This window comes from Pseudomonas sp. NyZ201 (genome assembly GCF_049860765.1).
GTDB classification, from domain to species: domain Bacteria; phylum Pseudomonadota; class Gammaproteobacteria; order Pseudomonadales; family Pseudomonadaceae; genus Aquipseudomonas; species Aquipseudomonas bharatica.
On sequence record NZ_CP187557.1, the window covers coordinates 490,039 to 509,402 of the forward strand.

12 protein-coding genes are annotated in these 19,364 nt (G+C 65.3%); 4 read left to right on the top strand and 8 right to left on the bottom strand.

Annotated elements, in window-relative coordinates; all coding sequences use genetic code 11:
* The first annotated feature begins 207 nt into the window (after positions 1 to 207).
* Positions 208 to 1,407: a formaldehyde dehydrogenase, glutathione-independent gene (fdhA, locus tag ACPFMA_RS02140; RefSeq protein WP_009404126.1), complete on the top strand. Its 1,200-nt coding sequence runs from the start codon at positions 208 to 210 to the stop codon at positions 1,405 to 1,407.
* Between the two features lie 151 nt (positions 1,408 to 1,558).
* Here the strand turns inward: fdhA and ACPFMA_RS02145 are convergent, their stop codons facing one another.
* The 8 genes from ACPFMA_RS02145 to glnE all read right to left on the bottom strand — a co-directional run bounded on the left by ACPFMA_RS02145 (position 1,559) and on the right by glnE (position 11,595).
* Complete coding sequence (locus ACPFMA_RS02145) at positions 1,559 to 3,001, bottom strand: lipopolysaccharide kinase InaA family protein (RefSeq protein WP_425929607.1); 1,443 nt, start codon at positions 2,999 to 3,001, stop codon at positions 1,559 to 1,561.
* On the bottom strand, positions 3,001 to 3,753 hold the full coding sequence (locus ACPFMA_RS02150; protein WP_420058653.1) for a lipopolysaccharide kinase InaA family protein: 753 nt from the start codon (positions 3,751 to 3,753) through the stop codon (positions 3,001 to 3,003). Before ACPFMA_RS02150 ends, ACPFMA_RS02145 begins: the two co-directional genes overlap by 1 nt.
* Positions 3,750 to 4,484 (bottom strand): lipopolysaccharide kinase InaA family protein, encoded by a 735-nt coding sequence (locus tag ACPFMA_RS02155; protein ID WP_064303690.1) that lies wholly within the window; start codon positions 4,482 to 4,484, stop codon positions 3,750 to 3,752. Before ACPFMA_RS02155 ends, ACPFMA_RS02150 begins: the two co-directional genes overlap by 4 nt.
* Entirely contained in the window at positions 4,484 to 5,290 is an 807-nt protein-coding gene (rfaP, locus tag ACPFMA_RS02160) for a lipopolysaccharide core heptose(I) kinase RfaP (protein WP_064303689.1), read from the bottom strand. Before rfaP ends, ACPFMA_RS02155 begins: the two co-directional genes overlap by 1 nt.
* Complete coding sequence (locus tag ACPFMA_RS02165; protein WP_420058651.1) at positions 5,287 to 6,411, bottom strand: glycosyltransferase family 4 protein; 1,125 nt, start codon at positions 6,409 to 6,411, stop codon at positions 5,287 to 5,289. Before ACPFMA_RS02165 ends, rfaP begins: the two co-directional genes overlap by 4 nt.
* The gene (waaC, locus tag ACPFMA_RS02170) at positions 6,411 to 7,472 is read right to left on the bottom strand and encodes a lipopolysaccharide heptosyltransferase I (RefSeq protein ID WP_420058650.1); all 1,062 of its coding nucleotides are present in this window, start codon (positions 7,470 to 7,472) and stop codon (positions 6,411 to 6,413) included. Before waaC ends, ACPFMA_RS02165 begins: the two co-directional genes overlap by 1 nt.
* Positions 7,473 to 8,519 (bottom strand): lipopolysaccharide heptosyltransferase II, encoded by a 1,047-nt coding sequence (gene waaF / locus ACPFMA_RS02175; protein ID WP_420058649.1) that lies wholly within the window; start codon positions 8,517 to 8,519, stop codon positions 7,473 to 7,475.
* Positions 8,520 to 8,661: 142 nt separating this feature from the next.
* The gene (glnE, locus tag ACPFMA_RS02180) at positions 8,662 to 11,595 is read right to left on the bottom strand and encodes a bifunctional [glutamate--ammonia ligase]-adenylyl-L-tyrosine phosphorylase/[glutamate--ammonia-ligase] adenylyltransferase (protein WP_425929608.1); all 2,934 of its coding nucleotides are present in this window, start codon (positions 11,593 to 11,595) and stop codon (positions 8,662 to 8,664) included.
* A gap of 384 nt (positions 11,596 to 11,979) precedes the next feature.
* On the opposite strand from glnE, the gene aceE reads away from it, so the two are divergent.
* From aceE to ACPFMA_RS02195, 3 genes are all read left to right on the top strand, one after another.
* Positions 11,980 to 14,625, top strand: coding sequence for a pyruvate dehydrogenase (acetyl-transferring), homodimeric type (gene aceE / locus ACPFMA_RS02185; protein ID WP_009404141.1), 2,646 nt, complete (start codon positions 11,980 to 11,982; stop codon positions 14,623 to 14,625).
* A gap of 13 nt (positions 14,626 to 14,638) precedes the next feature.
* Positions 14,639 to 16,282: a dihydrolipoyllysine-residue acetyltransferase gene (gene aceF, locus ACPFMA_RS02190; protein ID WP_425929609.1), complete on the top strand. Its 1,644-nt coding sequence runs from the start codon at positions 14,639 to 14,641 to the stop codon at positions 16,280 to 16,282.
* A 374-nt stretch (positions 16,283 to 16,656) separates the two neighbouring features.
* Positions 16,657 to 19,347 (top strand): putative bifunctional diguanylate cyclase/phosphodiesterase, encoded by a 2,691-nt coding sequence (locus tag ACPFMA_RS02195; RefSeq protein WP_064303683.1) that lies wholly within the window; start codon positions 16,657 to 16,659, stop codon positions 19,345 to 19,347.
* Positions 19,348 to 19,364: the final 17 nt, after the last annotated feature.

Here is a 19,364-nt window from a genome sequence, read left to right on the forward strand (position 1 = left end):
CGAACCCTGTGGGAGCCGGCGTTGCCGGCGATTTGCATTTCTGAAACCGACAAAAACCTGCCGCCGGTAGATAACTGGCTGTCGCATCCAGTCACTGCATTCACGGCAGGCAGGCCCACAATCCCCCCATTCCAGTAACACATGCCGCCCATGGACGGTGGCGCTTCAACCAACGCTGCATAATTACAAATCAAGCGAGGTAAGAGCATGTCTGGCAATCGTGGAGTGGTGTATCTCGGCGCCGGAAAGGTCGAGGTGCAGAAGATCGATTATCCGAAGATGCAGGACCCGCGCGGTCGCAAGATCGAGCACGGGGTGATCCTCAAGGTGGTGTCCACCAATATCTGCGGCTCCGACCAGCACATGGTGCGCGGCCGGACCACCGCCCAGGTCGGCCTGGTCCTGGGTCATGAAATCACCGGCCAGGTGGTGGAGAAGGGCAGCGATGTCGAGAACCTGAAGATCGGCGACCTGGTTTCGGTACCGTTCAACGTCGCCTGCGGCCGCTGCCGCTCCTGCAAGGAACAGCACACCGGCGTGTGCCTTACCGTCAACCCGGCCCGTGCCGGTGGTGCCTACGGTTATGTCGACATGGGCGACTGGACCGGCGGCCAGGCCGAATACGTGCTGGTGCCGTATGCCGACTTCAACCTGCTGAAACTGCCGGACCGCGACAAGGCCATGGAGAAGATCCGCGACCTGACCTGCCTGTCCGATATCCTGCCGACCGGTTACCACGGTGCGGTGACTGCCGGCGTAGGTCCGGGCAGCACCGTCTATGTGGCCGGTGCCGGCCCTGTCGGCCTGGCCGCTGCTGCCTCGGCGCGCCTGCTCGGTGCGGCGGTGGTGATCGTCGGCGACGTCAACCCTGTCCGTCTGGCCCATGCCAAGGCCCAGGGCTTCGAGATCGCCGACCTGTCCCAGGACACCCCGCTGCATGAGCAGATCGCCAACCTGCTGGGTGAGCCGGAAGTGGATTGCGCTGTCGATGCGGTAGGCTTCGAGGCCCGTGGCCATGGTCATGCCGGGGCCAAGGCGGAAGCGCCGGCCACGGTGCTCAACTCGCTGATGCAGGTCACCCGCGTGGCCGGCAAGATCGGTATCCCGGGCCTGTACGTGACCGAGGACCCGGGTGCGGTGGATGCCGCGGCGAAGATCGGTGCCCTGAGCATCCGCTTCGGCCTGGGCTGGGCCAAGTCCCACAGCTTCCACACCGGCCAGACTCCGGTGATGAAGTACAACCGTGCGCTGATGCAGGCGATCATGTGGGACCGCATCAACATCGCCGAGGTGGTCGGGGTGCAGGTCATCAGCCTGGACCAGGCACCGGAAGGCTATGGCGAATTCGATGCCGGCGTGCCGAAGAAATTCGTGATCGACCCGCACAAGATGTTCAGTGCGGCGTAAGCGGACATGAAGAAGGGGCCTTGATAGGCCCCTTCTTCATTCGTATGGCTGTACGCGGACCCTGTGGGAGCGGGTTCACCCGCGATGACGTCGGTGGGCCCACCATCGCAATCGCGGGTGAACCCGCTCCCACAGGGGGCCGAGGTGGCCTTCAGGCCGTCAGTGTTGGCAGGCACTCGTCCAGCCGCTTGTACAGCGCACTCTGCGCCGGCCAGTTGCGCAGCAACCGCGCCCGATCCTTGGCGAAGGCCGGGGCGAAGCTCATCTGCGTCGCGTGCTGGCTCATGGCGTCCAGGTCGATCATCGCCCATTGCCCGTCCTGCCAGAACAGGTTGTAGGCCTTGAGGTCGCCATGGCTGATGCGCTCGTGGATCAACCGGGCGAGCAGGTTCTGCAACGCTGCCAGCTGTTCCTCCGGCACCTCGCCGCTTTCCACATAGGGCGCGAAAGCAGTCATCAGGTCCGGCCCTTCGAGCCATTCCGTCACCAAGTACGCCTTGCCCCGCAGCCCCAGCGTACGGGTTTCCAGTACCGCCAGCGGCTTTGGCGTGGCGAAGCCGAGGAACGCCAGGCGATGCCCTTCGATCCATGAATGCCAGGCCCGGCTCGGGCGCCAGAAGCGCTTGAACCAGTGGGCTGCATCCTTGATGTTGTAGCGCTTGATCACCAGCGGCCGGCCCTGGAACTCGACTCGTGCCACGCTGGCGGCGCCACCGGTCTTGTACAGATGGCCCTGGTCGATCAGCGCGTCGGCCTGCTCCAGCACCGGCAGCATCGCCGCCACTTCCGTGCGCAGGATGGCCTGCAGGCCGGAAGCCCCGCGCTCCACCGCGAACAGCGTGCAGTCGCGCCCGGCTTTTTCCAGGTAGTCCTTCATGCGCCAGTGACGCACCTTGTCGATCTGTTTCTGCAATGCTTCCAGCGGCAGGGCGTGCTCGCTGTTGGCCAGCAGGTAGTGCACCAGCAGCTCTTCGGTGAAGGGCTCCAGGCGCTTGGGCAACTGGGCGAAAAGTACGCCGAGGTTCTGCAATACCTGCTGGCGCGACAGCGGCTGCCCCGGCGTCTCGGCCTTGATGCCGCCACCGTCGATGATGAACAGCTGGCCGTTGTGGCGCAGCAGGTTGTCCAGGTGCAGGTCGTCCTGCCACAGGCCCTTGGCATGCAACTGCGCCACGGCAGCCAGGGCTTCGCCGAGCACCAGGCTCTGCGCGTCGCTCAGCGGCGCCTGCCCCTTGACCTCGGCCCAGGCATCGCCCAGGCTGCGCGAGCCTTCGAGGAATTCGAACAGCAGCCAGCCGCCCTGGCCTTCTTCCAGGCCGTCGGCGAGCAGCAGCGGGGTGGTCACGCCGTTGTCCGCCAGCAGGCGCACCCCGGCCAGTTCGCGCTGGAAGTGGCGGGCGGCATTGCTGCCGACCAGCAGCTTGGCCAGCACCGGCTTGCCGCGCCAGACACCCACGCCGACGTAACGCTGGCCCGGCAGCACCCGCAGCAGGCTGAGCAGTTGCAGTTCGGCGCTGCCGGCAGCATCGGCCAGGGTGATGCCCAGGGGCAGTTGCGGGGTACGGCCGGCATCCTTGAGTTCAGACAGGCGCATCAGCGGGTCTCCTTGTGACGGCGGCGGCGCAGCAAGCGTTGCAGCCAGGCCTGCACCAGCGAGCTGTCCGCCGGCTGGTCGAGGTACGCGGCGAGCAGCAGGCGGATCTGCGCCTCGCTCCACACCGGGGCGCGGCGCAGCAGCGGTTCCAGGTCCTTGAGCCGGTCGCGCTGGCCGAACAGCAGCGGGCGGGTCTTTTCCAGGTCGATCAGCTGCGCGTTCCAGCCGTCGCCGCGTTCGCGCAGGAAGATGTGCTTGGGATAGAAGCAGCCATGCACCTGCCCGGCAGCGTGCAGGGTCCGCGCCAGCTGGCCGCAGGCGCGGAGGATGCCGTGGCGCTGGCCATCGTCCAGCTCCTGCCACTGGCCGAGCAGCAGGTCGAGGTCGGTCCATTCATCGAGGGCACGGGTCATCAGGATCGCACGACGCTGGCCCTCGACCTTGCGCTCGCCGTAGTACACCGCCTGCAGGGCCGGGATATGCAGCTTCTGGTAACGGCTGATATTGCGGAATTCGCGGGCGAAGGTCGGCTCGCCGAAGGGGGCGTGCAGGGTGTGGGTCAGGTAGTCGCTTTGGCGCTTGAGGTAGAACCCCTTGCCCTCCAGCTCCAGGCGGAACACGCTGCTCCAGCCACCGCGTCCGGTGTTGGGCTCGTCCACCGCGTCCAGTTGCAGCGCCCAGAGCTGCTCGAAGCCGTTCAAGCCATGGCGTTCGAGCAGCGCCACGTCGGCACTGGCGACAAAATCACTCATTCACGTCCCTCGAAAAACTTCACGATGTGGCGGATGCGCTTCTTGTCCGACGCGTTCAGGCGCTCGCGCTGGCGGTATTGCAGGTAGAAGCGCAGGCGCTGGGTGGCGGAAAGATGGTACTTGGCCACTTTGTCCAGGCACGCCAGGTCCTTGGTGATGCGGTAGCGCAGCATGAAGCCCCACCAGAAGTCGCCGGTGGGGCAATCGATGAAGAATAGCGTGCCGGCGTCGTCCACCAGGAGGTTGCGCCACTTCAGGTCGTTGTGGGTGAAGTGGTGGTCATGCATCACCCGGGTATGCCGGGCCAGTTGGCGGCTCAGGTGATCGACCCACTGGCGGTCGCGCAGGCGCGCATCGTTGCGCTCGGCCAGGGCCGAGAGGTCTTCGGTGCGCGGCAGCTCGCGGGTGATCATGGCGCCGCGGCCAAAGCTCAGGCCGTTGCGCTCCAGGCCGCAGGCAACCACTTCGGCGGTGGGGATCTGCCATTTGGCGAACTGCTTGAGGTTCTGCCATTCGGCCTTGATCCGCGGCCTGCCCAGGTAGCGGCGCAGATGCTTGCCGGCGCCGGTGTAGCGTTTGACGTAGTAGTTGACCCCGTCACGCTCGACGCGGATCACTTCGCTCAGCGGATCGCGGGTCAGGTGCTCGCCCTTGAGGGCGAAGACCGCGTCGATGCTGCCGAAATCCTCTGCCAGGGCCGCGTACTTCGGCTCCAGTGTCCAACCCGCCATCAGAGCGCGTCCCCATACCGTTGCTTGCGCTCATAGAGCTTTTGCGCCTTGCCGTCCAGCCAGCGCAGCAGGCTCGCCTGTTCGGCCAGGACCTGGCGCAGCGGCTGCCGGAAGTAACCGCGCAGGAAGCGCAGCTTGTCGCGCCGGGTAAGGCCGATGTCCAGCGCCGAGAAATACAGGGCGGCCAGGTCCTTGTCGCGCCAGCGCCGGGTGATCCTGTCCCGGGTCTGGGCGCGGTGCAGGTCGATGACCGACAGGCGGAAGTCATCCGCCGTCACCGGGCGGTCGGTGTGCAGGAGGAAGTGGCAGATGTAGCAGTCGCGATGGTTGACCCCGGCGCGGTGCATGCCGCCGGTCATCTTCGCCACCTCGGCGATCAGTGCGCGCTTGAGGCGCGGCTCGGGCGGCTGCCTGACCCAGTCGATGCTGAAATCTTCCAGGCTGATGGTCGGTGCCAGCTCCTCGGTGACGATGAACGAATGCTGGGTCGCCGGGTTGCTGCCGCGCTCGCCGAAGGCCACGGCGGTCATGGTCGGCACGCCGGCTTCATGCAGGCGCTGGATGGCGGTCCATTCCTGGCCGGCACCGAGCACCGGCAGCTTGGCGCTGAACAGGTTCTTGAAGATCTCGCCCCAGCCGATGCCACGGTGGATCTTGACGAAGAAGCCCTCGCCAGCGACCTCGGTGCGCAGCGTGCGGCGGCCTTCCAGCTCGCGGTAGACCTCGCCCTGCAGGGCCTCGACCGCCTCGAAGGGGTCGCGTCCGGTCCAGAGCCGCTTGAACGGCTCCTTGAGTATCAGTTTCATGAGCGCTCCTGACCGAGGATCACGTCGGCGGCATGCTCCGGCATGCTGTACAGATCGGCGGTTTCGGCGAAGGCCAGGCCGTTCTGGCCCCAGCTGGCGCGGGCGGCGGGATCTTCGAGCATGCGCTGCAGGTAGCTGTTCAGCTGCTCCTGCTCGAAAGGTTCGTCCAGCACCAGGCCGCTGTCGGCCTCGGCGATGTAATGGGCGTAGCCGCAGACCGCAGTGACCAGCACCGGCAGCCCGGCGACCAGCGCCTCGAGCAGCACGGTGCCGGTGTTTTCGTTGTAGGCCGGGTGGATCAGCAGGTCGGCGCCGAGCAGGAAACGCGGTATATCGCTGCGTCCCTTGAGGAACTGCACCTGGTCGCCGAGGCCGAGGGTGGTGGCCTGCAACTGGAAGACCTTGGGATCGTCCTGGCCGATGACCATCAGCCGCGTGCGCTTGCGCAGGGCCGGGGGCAGGGCGGCCAGGGCCTTGAGGCTGCGGTCGGTGCCCTTGGTCTTGAAGCCGGAACCGATCTGCACCAGCAGCAGGTCGTCCTCGCCCAGGTTGAACTCACGACGGAACCCGGCGCGGATCTCGGCGGCATTGGCCGGGGCGCGGCGGTCCTGGGAGATGCCCGGCGGCAGCAGGTGAAAACGTTCCTCCTGGGTGCCGTAGTGCTTGATGAACAGCGGCTGCTGGACTTCGGAAATCATCAGGATTTCGGTTTTCGCCTCGCGATCGAACACCGCACGCTCGTACTCGGCGAAGTGCCGGTAGCGGCCCCAGCGGCGGTACAGGCCGCCTCGCAGGGTCTGGGCCTTGTCTTCGAAGCAGCCGTCGGCGGCGTAGTAGACGTCCAGGCCGGGCATCTTGTTGAAACCGATCAGGCGGTCCACCGGGCGTTTGGCCAGGTCCGCCGCCATCCAGGCGCTGAGCTTTTCATTGCGGCGGTGGTTGAACAGCGCCTTGACCGGCGCCACCAGCACCTCGAAGCCGGGTGGTACGTCGCCTTCCCAGATCAGGGTGTAGACACGAATCCGGTGCCCGCGGCGCTGGCACTCCAGGGCGATGCGCATGAAGTCGCGCTGCAGGCCGCCGAAGGGGAAATACTTGTAGAGCACGAAAGCCAGTTGCATCAACGAACATCCTCGGCCCGCAGCAGCTCGCCCAGCTGGCGCGCTACCCGTTCGGGATTCAGGCGAGTGAAGCACAGTGGCCACTCACGTTTGAGATCGAACCGGCGCAGGTCCTCGACGCTCGGCTTGTAGTTGCATTTCTTGCGCAGGCAGGGCGCGCAGGGGAAGTCGCTGGCGACATGCACCTGGGACTTGCCATAGGCTCCGGTCAGGCCCGGGTTGGTCGGGCCGAACAGGGAAACGGTCGGCACGTCCAGCGCTGCCGCCAGGTGGCCCAGCCCGGTATCCACCGCGACGCAGGCCTTGGCCGACGCCAGTACCCGGGCCACCCCGGCCAGGTTCAGCTTGGGCAGCACCCGGGCATTCTTCAGGCCCTGGGCGATGCGCTCGGCGCGGGCTTTTTCCACCGGGTTGCCCCAGGGCAGGCACACGTGCAGGCCGGCCCGGCCCAGGCGTTCGGCCAGCTGGCGCCAGTACAGCTCGGGCCAGTGCTTGGTGTCCCAGGTGGTGCCGTGGAGAAACACTACATAAGGGGCGACACCGACCTCTTCAAGGCGGCTGCGGTCCAGGCCGTAGTTACCGATGCCCTCGGGAATGTCATAGCCCAGGGCCAGGGCGAACAGCTGGCGGATGCGCTCCACCGCGTGCTGGCCCTTGGCAACCGACAGACGGCGGTCGTAGAAGCGGCTGGAGAAACCCTCGCGCGCCGAGTACCGGTCGAGGCCGGCAATCGGCGTCTTCTTCACGTAGCGGGTCAGCCAGGCGCTCTTGACCAGGCCCTGGGCGTCGATCACCAGGTCGTACTTTTGCTCGCGGATGCGCTTCTTGAACTGGCGCCACTCGCCATTCTTGAAGGTCTGCCAGAGGTTCTTGCGCCAGCGGCGGATGGCCACCGGAATCACCTGGTCCACTGCCGGATGCCAGGTCGGGATCTCGGCGAAGCCTTCTTCCACCACCCAGTCGAAGCGGATGCCCGGGATGGCGTGGGCCGCATCGGTCAATGCCGGCAGGGCGTGGATCACATCGCCCAGGGATGAGGTCTTGATCAGCAGAACCCGCACTTAATCGACCTCGGTGATATCGACCAGCGCCGGGCCGTCGAGTCGTTGCAGGGCGCCGTTGACCGCACCCGGTTCGAGCAGGCGCAGGCAGTTGTAATGGCCATAGCGGCAGGTGCGGTCGAAGCACGGGCTGCACTCGATGCCCAGGCGCACCACTTCCACCTGGTCGGCCAGGGGCGGGGTGAAGCCCGGCGAGGTGGAGCCGTACACCGCCACCAGCGGGCGGTTCAGCGCAGCAGCGACGTGCATCAGGCCGGAGTCGTTGGACACCACCGCGTCGGCGCAGGACAGCAGGTCGATGGCCTCGGCCAGGGAGGTTTCGCCGGCGAGGTTCACGGATTCTTCGCGGAACCCCGGAATCAGGCGCTCGCGGATCTGCTCGCCGACCGGGTGGTCGTTCTTCGAACCGAACAGCCAGACCTGCCAGCCTTCGCGGATTTTCGCCTCGGCGACCTTGGCATAGTGCTCGGCAGGCCATTTCTTCGCTTCGCCGAACTCGGCGCCGGGGCACAGGGCCAGCACCGGGCGATCCAGCTCCAGGCCGAACTTGGCCAGGGCGGCGTCGCGGCTGGCGGCTTCGATCTGCAGGGCCGGGCGCGGATATGGCTGCGGCAGATCGCTGCCGGCCGGGTACGCGAGGGCCATGAAGCGCTCGATCATCAGAGGGTAGCGCTCTTTATCCAGGCGACGCACGTCGTTGAGCAGGCCGTAGCGGAATTCGCCACGCCAGCCGGTGCGCTTGGGGATTTTCGCGAAGAACGGCACCAGTGCCGACTTCAGCGAGTTGGGCAGGAGGATCGCTTGGTCGTACTGGCCGACCAGCGACTTGCCGATGCGCCGACGGGTGGCGAGGTCGAGCACGCCATGGCCGAGCGGGAAGCTCAAGGCCTGGCGAACCTGCGGCATGCGTTCGAGGATCGGCCGGCTCCATTCGGGCGCCAGCACGTCGATCACGCAATCGGCGTGACGCTGCTTCAGGACCTGGAACAGCGTCTGCGCCATTACCATGTCGCCCACCCAACTGGGCCCTATGATCAAAATTCTCATGCTTTATCCAGAAACGATCAGGGAGGCTGCAGCCTGTCTTGCAACAGCACTGGCCTCCCTTCTTTATATATTCAGGCTCGGTGACAACCGTCCACGATGCTCAGTGTAGGCGGGCTTCCTGCCGCCGGGTCCCGATCACGTTTCAGCTCAGCCCCAGTTCGCTCCAGATCCGCCGTACCTGCTGGCGCTCGTTGACGAACTGCCCGGCATCGATCACCCCGGCCTGTTTCTGCAAGGCCTGGCGGTGAGCGGCGGAGCGGAACGCCTTGTACACCTCGCGCAGCAGCACCGCATCGCTGGCCGGGACCAGCCCGGCGTCCTCGAGGCCTTCGAGGATGCGGATATTGTCGGTGTAGCGCAGCAGCGCCGGATGGCTGTGGGACCAGGCGAGCGCGGCGTATTGCACCATAAATTCAATATCGACGATACCACCGGCATCCTGCTTGATATCGAAGGGAACGCCGCTGTCGTAGGCGTTGGCGGCGGTTCCGGCGGCGGTGGATTTGGTTCCGAGGTTGTCGCGCATCTTGGCGCGCATCTCGCTGACCTCGCTGCGCAGGCCGGCCAGGTCGCGCTCCTTGCCCAGGACACGGGCCCGCACGCCCTCGAAGGCCGCGCCGACCTGCGGGCAACCCACCAGCACCCGGGCGCGGACCAGGGCCTGGTGTTCCCAGGTCCAGGCTTCGTTCTGCTGGTAGCGCTCGAAGGCGCCGACCGAGCTGACCAGCAGCCCGGATGCGCCGGAGGGTCGCAGGCGCATGTCCACGTCGTAGAGCTGGCCGGAGGCGGTCTGGGTGGTCAGCAGGTGAATGATGCGCTGGCCCAGGCGGGTAAAGAACTGGGCGCTGTCGATGGGCTTGGCGCCGTCGGTCTCGGCCTGCGGATCGCCGTCGTGGATGAACACCAGGTCGAGGTCCGAGCCATGGCCCAGCTCGATGCCGCCGACCTTGCCGTAGCCGACGATGATGAAGCCCGGATCGCACGGGCTGCCGTCGCTGCGCTGGGGCCGGCCATGGCGGGCCACGGTCTGGCGCCAGGCCAGTGCCAGGACCTGGTCGAGGATGGCCTCGGCAAGCCAGGTCAGGTAGTCGCTGACTTTCATCAGCGGCAGGCTGCCGGCGATTTCCGACGCGGCGACCCGCAGGCTGTGGGCCAGCTTGAAGTGACGCAGGGCTTCCATCTGCTGTTCGAGGTCGTCCTCGGGAATGCGGGTCAGGCGTTCGCGCAGCTCGGCAGCCAGTTCAGGGGCCAGGGGCGGGCTGAACAGGCGGCTTTCGTTGAGGAGTTCGTCGAGCAGCAGCGGGAAGCGGGCGATCTGTTCGGCGATCCACGGGCTGGCCGCGCACAGGGTCAGCAGGCGGCGCAGGGCGCCGGGGTTTTCGGTGAGCAGCACCAGGTAGGCCGAACGCCGGGCCACGGCTTCGACCAGGGGCAGGACACGCTCCAGCACCAGGTCGGGGTCGTCGTGCTCCACGGCCTGGGCCAGCAGGCGCGGGATAAAGGCATCGAGACGTTCCCGGCCGAGGCGCTGCATCGCGCGCAATTGCGGGCTGGAGCGCAGGCCGGCAAGCAGCTTGATGGCCCGCGGTGCATCGCGGAAGCCGGCGTCTTCCAGCTGGCGGCAGGCGGCTTCCTCGTCCTGGGCTTCTTCCCAGAGCGGCAGCCACTCGCCACCGACCACTACCTCGCCTTCGCCTTCGTCCTCATCCGGGTCGGCGATGACCTGGCGGAAGTGCCAGTCGATACGGGCGCGCCAATGCATCAGCCGGTCATGGAACGCGTCCCAGTCGGGGAAACCGAGCATGAAGGCGATGCGCGCGCGGTCGAGGTCGCCGTCGGGGAGCATCTGGGTCTGGCGGTCGGCGATGGCCTGGATCGCGTGCTCGGTGTAGCGCAGGAACATATAGCCCTCGCGCAGTTCCTCGACCACCGGCGCGGGCAGGTAGCCCTGGCCTTCGAGGGTTGCCAGCACCTTGAGCAACGGGCGCTGTTGCAGGCTCAGGTCGCGGCCACCGTGGATCAGCTGGAAGGCCTGGGCGATGAACTCCACTTCGCGGATGCCCCCGGCACCGAGCTTGATGTTCCCGGACATGCCCTTGCGCCGGACCTCCTGCTGGATCAGCTGCTTCATGGTGCGCAGCGCTTCGATCGCCGAGAAGTCCAGGTAGCGGCGGTAAACGAAGGGCCGCAGCATTTCCAGCAACTGGCTGCCGGCCACCTGGTCGCCGGCGACGACCCGGGCCTTGATCATGGCGTAGCGTTCCCAGTCGCGGCCCTGGTCCTGGTAGTACTGTTCCAGGGCATTGAAGCTCAGGGTCAGGGCGCCGGCCGAGCCATAGGGGCGCAGGCGCATGTCGACGCGGAAGACGAAGCCGTCGACGGTGATCGGGTCGAGGGCCTTGATCAGGCGCTGGCCGAGACGGTTGAAGAACTCCTGGTTATCCAGCGAGCGCTTCACGCCTTCGGTCTCGCCGCCTTCGGGGAAGGCGAAGATCAGGTCGATGTCCGACGACAGGTTCAACTCCACTGCGCCGAGCTTGCCCATGCCCAGCACCACCATCTGTTGCGGCTGGCCGCTGCGGTTGCCGATCGGCGTGCCGAATTGCTGGCAGTGGCGCGGGTAGAGCCATTGATAGGCCTGGTCGATGGCGGCGTCGGCCATGTCCGAGAGGTCGCGGCAGGTTTCCACCAGGTCGGCCTGGCGGGTCAGGTCGCGCCAGATGATCCGTACCTGGTGCCGGGTGCGCTGGCGGCGCAGGTTGCGCGCCAGTTCGTCCTCGGTGGTCGCGGCCTGGGCGGCGGCGGCCAGTTGCGCGCACAGCTCGCCCGGCGCGAAACGCCGCTCCAGCTCACCGCTTTCGGCCAGCGATAGGAGCATGGCCGGGTCGCGCAGGCTCTGTTCGAGAACGAATTCGCTGGCGGCGGCGACCCGGGCGAACGCGGCCCAGCGCTCGGCGGTCCAAGCGTCGAGGCTCAGGCCATCGACAGCGGCCACGGCGCTGCGCAGCGACTGTTCATTGCTGCCGGTCAGGTGTTGGAGGGTATCTGGCAGTGCGACCAGCGAAGGCAGGCTCATGGTCTATCCTTGATCGGCGGGAAAAAGCAGGTGGTGGCTACAGCGCCAGGGCGCGGCCCGGGCTGGACTGTCGTACAAAAGTTGAAAATAGCGGCATTTGCGTTTTTCTTGGCAGAAACCATCGCGACGAGCCTTTTGTCGACCGGTTTCGAATCACCGGTATCGTTTTTTCCCACAAGCCGTTAGCAAGGCTCGGATGGGTTTGATGTAGTTTTACTACTGCTTTTTTCAGTCGAAGGCGTGTAAAGGCGGATCGATTTGTAGTAAAACTACACGCCGCCGAGACCACCCTCGGTAATCCAAGAATTCATGTCGTCTGCCCAAAAGGCCAGTCGCAAACTTCAGGCAACCGATTCTGGAAGCCTTTCCGCCCTGGAGCAAGCCATGCAAGACCTCGATCCCGTCGAAACCCAGGAATGGCTGGACGCCCTGGAGTCGGTCCTCGACAAAGAAGGCGAAGACCGCGCTCACTACCTGATGACCCGTATGGGCGAGCTGGCCACCCGTAGTGGCTCGCAGCTGCCATACGCAATCACCACGCCGTATCGCAACACCATTCCGGTAACCCACGAAGCACGCATGCCTGGCGACCTGTTCATGGAACGCCGCATTCGCTCGCTGGTTCGCTGGAACGCCCTGGCGATGGTCATGCGCACCAACCTGAAGGACTCGGACCTGGGTGGTCACATCTCCTCGTTCGCCTCCAGCGCCACGCTGTACGACATCGGCTTCAACTACTTCTTCCAGGCTCCTACCGAGGAGCATGGCGGCGACCTGATCTTCTTCCAGGGCCACGCTTCTCCAGGCGTGTACGCCCGTGCCTTCATGGAAGGCCGCATCAGCGAAGAGCAGATGAACAACTTCCGCCAGGAAGTCGATGGCAACGGCCTGTCGTCCTACCCGCACCCATGGCTGATGCCTGACTTCTGGCAGTTCCCGACCGTTTCCATGGGTCTGGGCCCGATCCAGGCGATCTACCAGGCGCGCTTCATGAAGTACCTGGAAGCCCGCGGCTACATCCCTGCCGGCAAGCAGAAAGTCTGGTGCTTCATGGGCGACGGCGAGTGCGACGAGCCGGAATCCCTGGGCGCGATCGCCCTGGCCGGCCGCGAGAAGCTGGACAACCTGATCTTCGTCATCAACTGCAACCTGCAGCGCCTCGACGGCCCGGTTCGCGGCAACGGCAAGATCATCCAGGAACTCGAAGGCGTGTTCCGTGGCGGTGGCTGGAACGTCAACAAGGTGGTCTGGGGCCGCTTCTGGGATCCGCTGCTGGCCAAGGACACCGACGGTATCCTGCAGCGCCGCATGGACGAAGTCATCGACGGCGAGTACCAGAACTACAAGGCCAAGGACGGCGCGTTCGTCCGTGAGCACTTCTTCAATACCCCAGAACTCAAGGCCATGGTCGCCGACCTGTCCGACGACGAGATCTGGAAGCTCAACCGTGGCGGCCACGACCCGTACAAGGTCTATGCGGCCTACCACCAGGCGGTCAACCACAAAGAGCAGCCGACCGTCATCCTGGCCAAGACCATCAAGGGCTACGGTACCGGTGCTGGCGAAGCCAAGAACACCGCGCACAACACCAAGAAGGTCGATGTCGAGAGCCTGCGTCACTTCCGCGACCGCTTCGACATCCCGGTCAAGGACGAAGAGCTGGAAAACCTGCCGTTCTTCAAGCCTGAAGAAGGCAGCGCCGAAGCTCGCTACCTGGCCGAGCGCCGCGCCGCACTGGGCGGTTTCGTACCGCAGCGCCGCAGCAAGTCGTTCAGCATCCCGACGCCTCCGCTGGAAACCCTGAAGGCGATCCTGGACGGTTCGGGCGACCGTGAAATCTCCACCACCATGGCCTTCGTGCGGATTCTCGCGCAACTGGTCAAGGACAAGGAAATCGGCCAGCGCATCGTCCCGATCATCCCGGACGAAGCCCGTACCTTCGGTATGGAAGGCATGTTCCGCCAACTGGGCATCTACTCGTCCGTGGGCCAGCTCTACGAGCCGGTCGACAAGGACCAGGTGATGTTCTACCGCGAGGACAAGAAGGGCCAGATCCTCGAGGAAGGCATCAACGAAGCCGGCGCCATGTCGTCGTTCATCGCGGCCGGTACCTCGTACTCGAACCACAACCAGCCGATGCTGCCGTTCTACATCTTCTACTCGATGTTCGGCTTCCAGCGTATCGGCGACCTGGCCTGGGCGGCCGGCGACAGCCGTACCCGCGGCTTCCTGATCGGCGGTACCGCCGGCCGTACCACCCTGAACGGTGAAGGCCTGCAGCACGAAGACGGTCACAGCCACATGCTTGCCGGCACCATCCCGAACTGCCGCACCTATGATCCGACCTACGGCTACGAGCTGGCGGTGATCATCCAGGACGGCATGAAGAAGATGACCGAAGAGCAACAGGACGTCTTCTACTACATCACCGTGATGAACGAAGCCTACACCCAGCCAGCCATGCCGGCCGGCGTCGAGGAAGGCATCATCAAGGGCATGTACCTGCTCGAAGAAGACACCCGCGACGCGGCGCACCACGTCCAGCTGCTGGGCTCGGGCACCATCCTGCGCGAAGTCCGCGAAGCGGCGAAGATCCTGCGCGACGAGTACAACGTCGGCGCCGACGTCTGGTCCGTCACCAGCTTCAACGAACTGCGTCGCGACGGCCTGGCCGTGGAGCGCAGCAACCGCCTGAAGCCGGGCCAGAAGCCTCAGGTCACCTACGTCGAAGAGTGCCTGGCTGGCCGCAAGGGCCCGGTCATCGCCTCCACCGACTACATGAAGCTGTTCGCCGAGCAGATTCGCCAGTGGGTGCCGAGCAAAGAGTTCAAGGTCCTGGGTACCGATGGCTTCGGTCGCAGCGACAGCCGCAAGAAGCTGCGTCACTTCTTCGAAGTCGACCGTCACTTCGTCGTGCTGGCTGCCCTGGAAGCCCTGGCTGACCGCGGCGAGATCGAACCTAAGGTGGTGGCCGACGCCATCGTCAAGTTCGGCATCGACCCGGACAAGCGCAACCCACTGGACTGCTGAGGAGTATTTTTAAGTGAGCGAACTCATTCGCGTACCTGACATCGGCAGCGGTGAAGGTGAAATCATCGAGCTGTTCGTCAAGGTCGGTGACCGTATCGAAGCGGACCAGAGCCTGCTGACCCTGGAGTCCGACAAGGCCTCCATGGAGATCCCGGCACCCAAGGCCGGTGTGATCAAGGCGCTGAAAGTGAAGCTGGGCGACCGCCTGAAGGAAGGCGACGAACTGCTGGAACTGGAAGTCGAGGGTGCCGCTGCCGCGGCCCCCGAGGCTCCGGCCGCTGCACCTGCCGCTGCCGCGCCTGCTGCTGCACCGGCCGAGGCTGCACCTGCTCCGGCCGCGGCGCCAGCCGCTTCGGCTGCTGCTGCCGTCCAGGACATCCACGTGCCGGACATCGGCTCGTCGGGCAAGGCCAAGATCATCGAAGTGCTGGTCAAGGTCGGCGACACCGTCGAAGCCGACCAGTCGCTGATCACCCTGGAGTCCGACAAGGCCTCCATGGAGATCCCGTCGCCAGCCGCTGGCGTGGTCGAAGCCGTGATCGCCAAGCTGGACGACGAAGTCGGCACCGGTGACCTGATCCTGAAACTGAAGGTCGCCGGCAGCGCGCCTGCTGCTGCTCCAGCGCCTGCCGCTGCTGCACCGGCTCCGGCTGCCGCGCCTGCTGCTGCCCCGGCACCTGCTGCCGCAGCTTCGGCCCCAGCCGCTGCCGCTCCGGCCGCTGCGCCGGCGCCGAGCGGTGCGAAAGTCCATGCCGGCCCTGCCGTGCGCCAACTGGCTCGCGAATTCGGCGTCGAACTGAGCGCCGTATCGCCGACCGGTCCGCATGGTCGTGTACTGAAGGAAGACGTGCAGGTGTACGTCAAGGCGATGATGCAGAAGGCCAAGGAAGCGCCTGCCGCTGGCGGCGCTACCGGCGGCGCCGGCATTCCGCCGATCCCGGCCGTCGACTTCAGCAAGTTCGGTGAAGTGGAAGAAGTGGCCCTGACCCGCCTGATGCAGGTCGGTGCTGCCAACCTGCACCGCAGCTGGCTGAACGTGCCACACGTGACCCAGTTCGATTCGGCCGACATCACCGAGCTGGAAGCCTTCCGCGTAGCGCAGAAAGCCGTCGCCGAGAAAGCCGGCGTCAAGCTGACCGTGCTGCCGCTGCTGCTGAAAGCCTGTGCCCACCTGCTCAAGGAACTGCCGGACTTCAACAGTTCGCTGGCCCCGAGCGGCAAGGCCATCATCCGCAAGAAGTACGTGCACATCGGCTTTGCCGTGGACACCCCGGATGGCCTGCTGGTACCGGTAATCAAGAACGTCGACCAGAAGAGCCTGCTGCAACTCGCTGCCGAAGCCGCGGCCCTGGCTGAAAAAGCCCGGACCAAGAAGCTCTCGGCCGACGAGATGCAAGGTGCCTGCTTCACCATCTCCAGCCTCGGCCACATTGGCGGTACCGGCTTCACGCCGATCGTCAACGCGCCGGAAGTGGCGATCCTCGGTGTTTCCAAGGCCACCATCCAGCCGGTCTGGGACGGCAAGGCCTTCCAGCCGAAGCTGATGCTGCCGCTGTCGCTGTCCTACGATCACCGCGTGATCAACGGCGCCGCCGCCGCCCGCTTCACCAAGCGTCTGGGCGACGTGCTGGGCGACATCCGCACCTTGCTGCTGTAACTGCTGTTCGGCCTGTGTTTCCCTGCCGGGGGACGCAGGCCTGCAACCCTTTCGAGCTGCCACGCTCGTACCTCAACCCCGTCGTTTGGCGGGGCTTTTTTTTGCCTGCTGGAAAGCCTGTACGCGCACCCTGTGGGAGCGGGTTCACCCGCGATTGCAGTAGTGGATTCACCATCGTAATCGCGGGTAAACCCGCTCCCACAGGGTCCGTATTACGGCTTCTTGATTGAAGAAATCCCCCGCGAGGCCGACATAGATCAAACACGCGCCAAGCTTGGTGCTTGTCAGCCTCCGGCGCATGATGCAACCTTGCCCGAACGTGCATAGCAAAGTGCCAACGCCCGTGCCATCAGTCTTATTCGAGCGAGCTTTCCATGAAGAGCCAAACCGATGCCGCCAGCCGTCCGGCGGCCGAGGTAGTGACGCAGTTGCCGGTGCCTTCGCGGCTCGGCATGTTGCGCTTCGAGCGGCTGAACGAAGCGAGCTGGGCAATGCTCTATCTCGATCCGGGTTGCGAACGTCAATTCGGTCTGCCGGCGGTTGAACTCTGCGCCCTGGTCGGCTCGCCCTACGCCAGCCTGATGGAGCCCGAGGCCCGCTACAAACTGCATGACAGCATCCAGGCGCAACTGGCCAACAGCAGCCATTACGTCAGCCGCTATACCCTGCACACCAGCAGTGGTCCGCTGTCGCTGCTGGAACTGGGCGAAGCCTACAAGCAGCACAATCGCCAGTTGCTGCGCGGCTACCTGCTGGTGCTCGACGAGCAGGATGGCATCAGCCCGGAGCTGAGCGCCGATGTTCTGGAAACCCGCAACAATCGCTTGCAGATCGCCCTCAAGCTCAACCAGCAGGCACAGCAGGAACAACTCGAGCACCTGGAGCGGGTGCGTGCCCAGCAGGAACTGATCCTGCACCTGGCGCGGCATCGCTACAGTGCCGGCAACTCCCTCCAGGAAGCCGCCGAGCTGATCACCCGCAGCGCCTGCGAGATCTACAACATCGAATGCGCCAGCCTGTGGTACCTGGAAGGCCAGCGCCTGGAGCCGATCTCCGCGTTCTACCGCGAGACCCGCGAGTACCGGACGCCCGAGCCGATCGATGCCGGCCTGTTTCCGGACTACCTGGAAGCCCTGCACACCAGCCGCGCCATCGACGCGCACAACGCCAGCCATGACCCGCGCACCCGGGATATCACCGAGAGCCTGCGCCCGCGCGATGTGATCGCCATGCTCGACGCCAGCATCCGTATCGACGGCCAGGTGGTCGGCGTGCTCTGCCTGGAGCACGGCGGCAGCCCGCGGGCCTGGCAAAGCGACGAGATCGCCTTTGCCGGCGAGCTGGCCGACCAGTTCGCCCAGGTCATCAACAACCACAACCGCCGTGCCGCGACCAGCGCCCTGCACCTGTTCCAGCGTGCGGTGGAGCAGAGCGCCAACGCCTTCCTGCTGGTCAATCGCGACGGTGTGGTGGAGTACGTCAACCCGAGCTTCACCGCGATCACCCAATACAGCTCGGAAGAGGTCCAGGGGCACCGGCTGTCCGAGCTGTCGGCGCTGGAGAACCTCAGCGAACTGCTGTCCGACGAGTCCAGCCTGGCGATGGGCAACAGCTGGCAGGGCGAATTCAAGAGCCGCCGCAAGAACCTCGAACCGTACTGGGGGCAACTGTCGATTTCCAAGGTGTATGGCGATAATCGCGAACTGACCCACTACATCGGCATCTACGAGGACATCACCCAGAGCAAGCTGGCCCAGCAGCGCATCGAGCGCCTGGCCTACACCGACAACCTGACCGGCCTGGGCAACCGTCCGGCCTTCATCCGCAACCTCGACGAGCGCTTCGCCCGCGACAGCGATACGCCGATCTGCCTGCTGCTGGTGGATATCGACAACTTCAAGCGGATCAACGACAGCCTCGGCCACCAGACCGGCGACAAGCTGCTGGTCAGCCTGGCCCGACGCTTGCGCAACAGCCTCAACCCGGGCGGCAGCCTGGCGCGCTTCGCCAGTAACGAGTTCGCCGTGCTGCTGAACAACACCGACCTGGAGAGCGGCCAGCAGATTGCCCAGCAACTGCTCAATACCCTCGACAAGCCGATGTTCGTCGATAACCAGCTGATCAACGTTACCGGCTCCGTGGGCCTTGCCTGCGCGCCGCTGCATGGCAGCGACCCGCAGACCCTGATGAAAAACGCCGGCCTCGCCCTGCACAAGGCCAAGGCCAGCGGCAAGCATCAGGTCCAGGTGTTCACCGAGGCAATGAATGCCGAGGCGAGCTATAAGCTGTTCGTCGAGAACAACCTGCGCCGCGCCCTGGCGCAGAACGAGTTGCAGGTGTTCTACCAACCCAAGCTGTGCCTGCGAACCGGGCGCTTGCTCGGCCTGGAAGCCCTGCTGCGCTGGAACCACCCGGAGAAGGGCATGATCCGGCCGGACCAGTTTATCAGCGTGGCCGAGGAAACCGGCCTGATCATCCCCATCGGCAAGTGGGTGGCGCGCCAGGCCTGTCGCATGAGCCAGGAGCTGGCGGCCGAAGGCATGGGCAACCTGCAGGTGGCGATCAACCTGTCGCCCAAGCAGTTCTCCGATCCGGACCTGGTCGCGTCCATCGCCAATATCCTCCAGGAAGAAGCGCTGCCGCCGCACCTGCTGGAGCTGGAACTGACCGAGGGCCTGCTGCTGGAGGCGACCGAGGATACCCGGCGCCAACTGGACCAGCTCAAGCAGCTCGGCCTGACCCTGGCCATGGACGACTTCGGCACCGGCTATTCGTCGTTGAGCTACCTGAAGAAATTCCCCATCGACATCATCAAGATCGACCGCAGCTTCATCAACGACATCCCCGACAGCCAGGACGACATGGAGATCACCTCGGCGGTGGTGGCCATGGCCCACAACCTCAAGCTCAAGGTGGTCGCCGAGGGCATCGAGACGGCGGAGCAACTGGCGTTCCTGCGCAGGCACCGCTGCGATGTCGGCCAGGGCTACCTGTTCGACCGGCCGATCCCCGGCGACGAACTGGTCGACAAGCTGCGCCGCTATCCCCGTGGCCCGAGCGCCTGACAGCGGCGAAACACTCG

Coding starts and splice junctions, on each gene's coding strand:
- ACPFMA_RS02165 (WP_420058651.1), bottom strand. CDS start 6,411: ATGCAACTGGCTTTCGTGCTCTACAAGTATTTCCCCTTCGGCGGCCTG.
- fdhA (WP_009404126.1), top strand. CDS start 208: ATGTCTGGCAATCGTGGAGTGGTGTATCTCGGCGCCGGAAAGGTCGAG.
- glnE (WP_425929608.1), bottom strand. CDS start 11,595: ATGAGCCTGCCTTCGCTGGTCGCACTGCCAGATACCCTCCAACACCTG.
- aceE (WP_009404141.1), top strand. CDS start 11,980: ATGCAAGACCTCGATCCCGTCGAAACCCAGGAATGGCTGGACGCCCTG.
- ACPFMA_RS02195 (WP_064303683.1), top strand. CDS start 16,657: ATGAAGAGCCAAACCGATGCCGCCAGCCGTCCGGCGGCCGAGGTAGTG.
- ACPFMA_RS02145 (WP_425929607.1), bottom strand. CDS start 3,001: ATGCGCCTGTCTGAACTCAAGGATGCCGGCCGTACCCCGCAACTGCCC.
- ACPFMA_RS02155 (WP_064303690.1), bottom strand. CDS start 4,484: ATGGCGGGTTGGACACTGGAGCCGAAGTACGCGGCCCTGGCAGAGGAT.
- waaF (WP_420058649.1), bottom strand. CDS start 8,519: ATGAGAATTTTGATCATAGGGCCCAGTTGGGTGGGCGACATGGTAATG.
- ACPFMA_RS02150 (WP_420058653.1), bottom strand. CDS start 3,753: ATGAGTGATTTTGTCGCCAGTGCCGACGTGGCGCTGCTCGAACGCCAT.
- rfaP (WP_064303689.1), bottom strand. CDS start 5,290: ATGAAACTGATACTCAAGGAGCCGTTCAAGCGGCTCTGGACCGGACGC.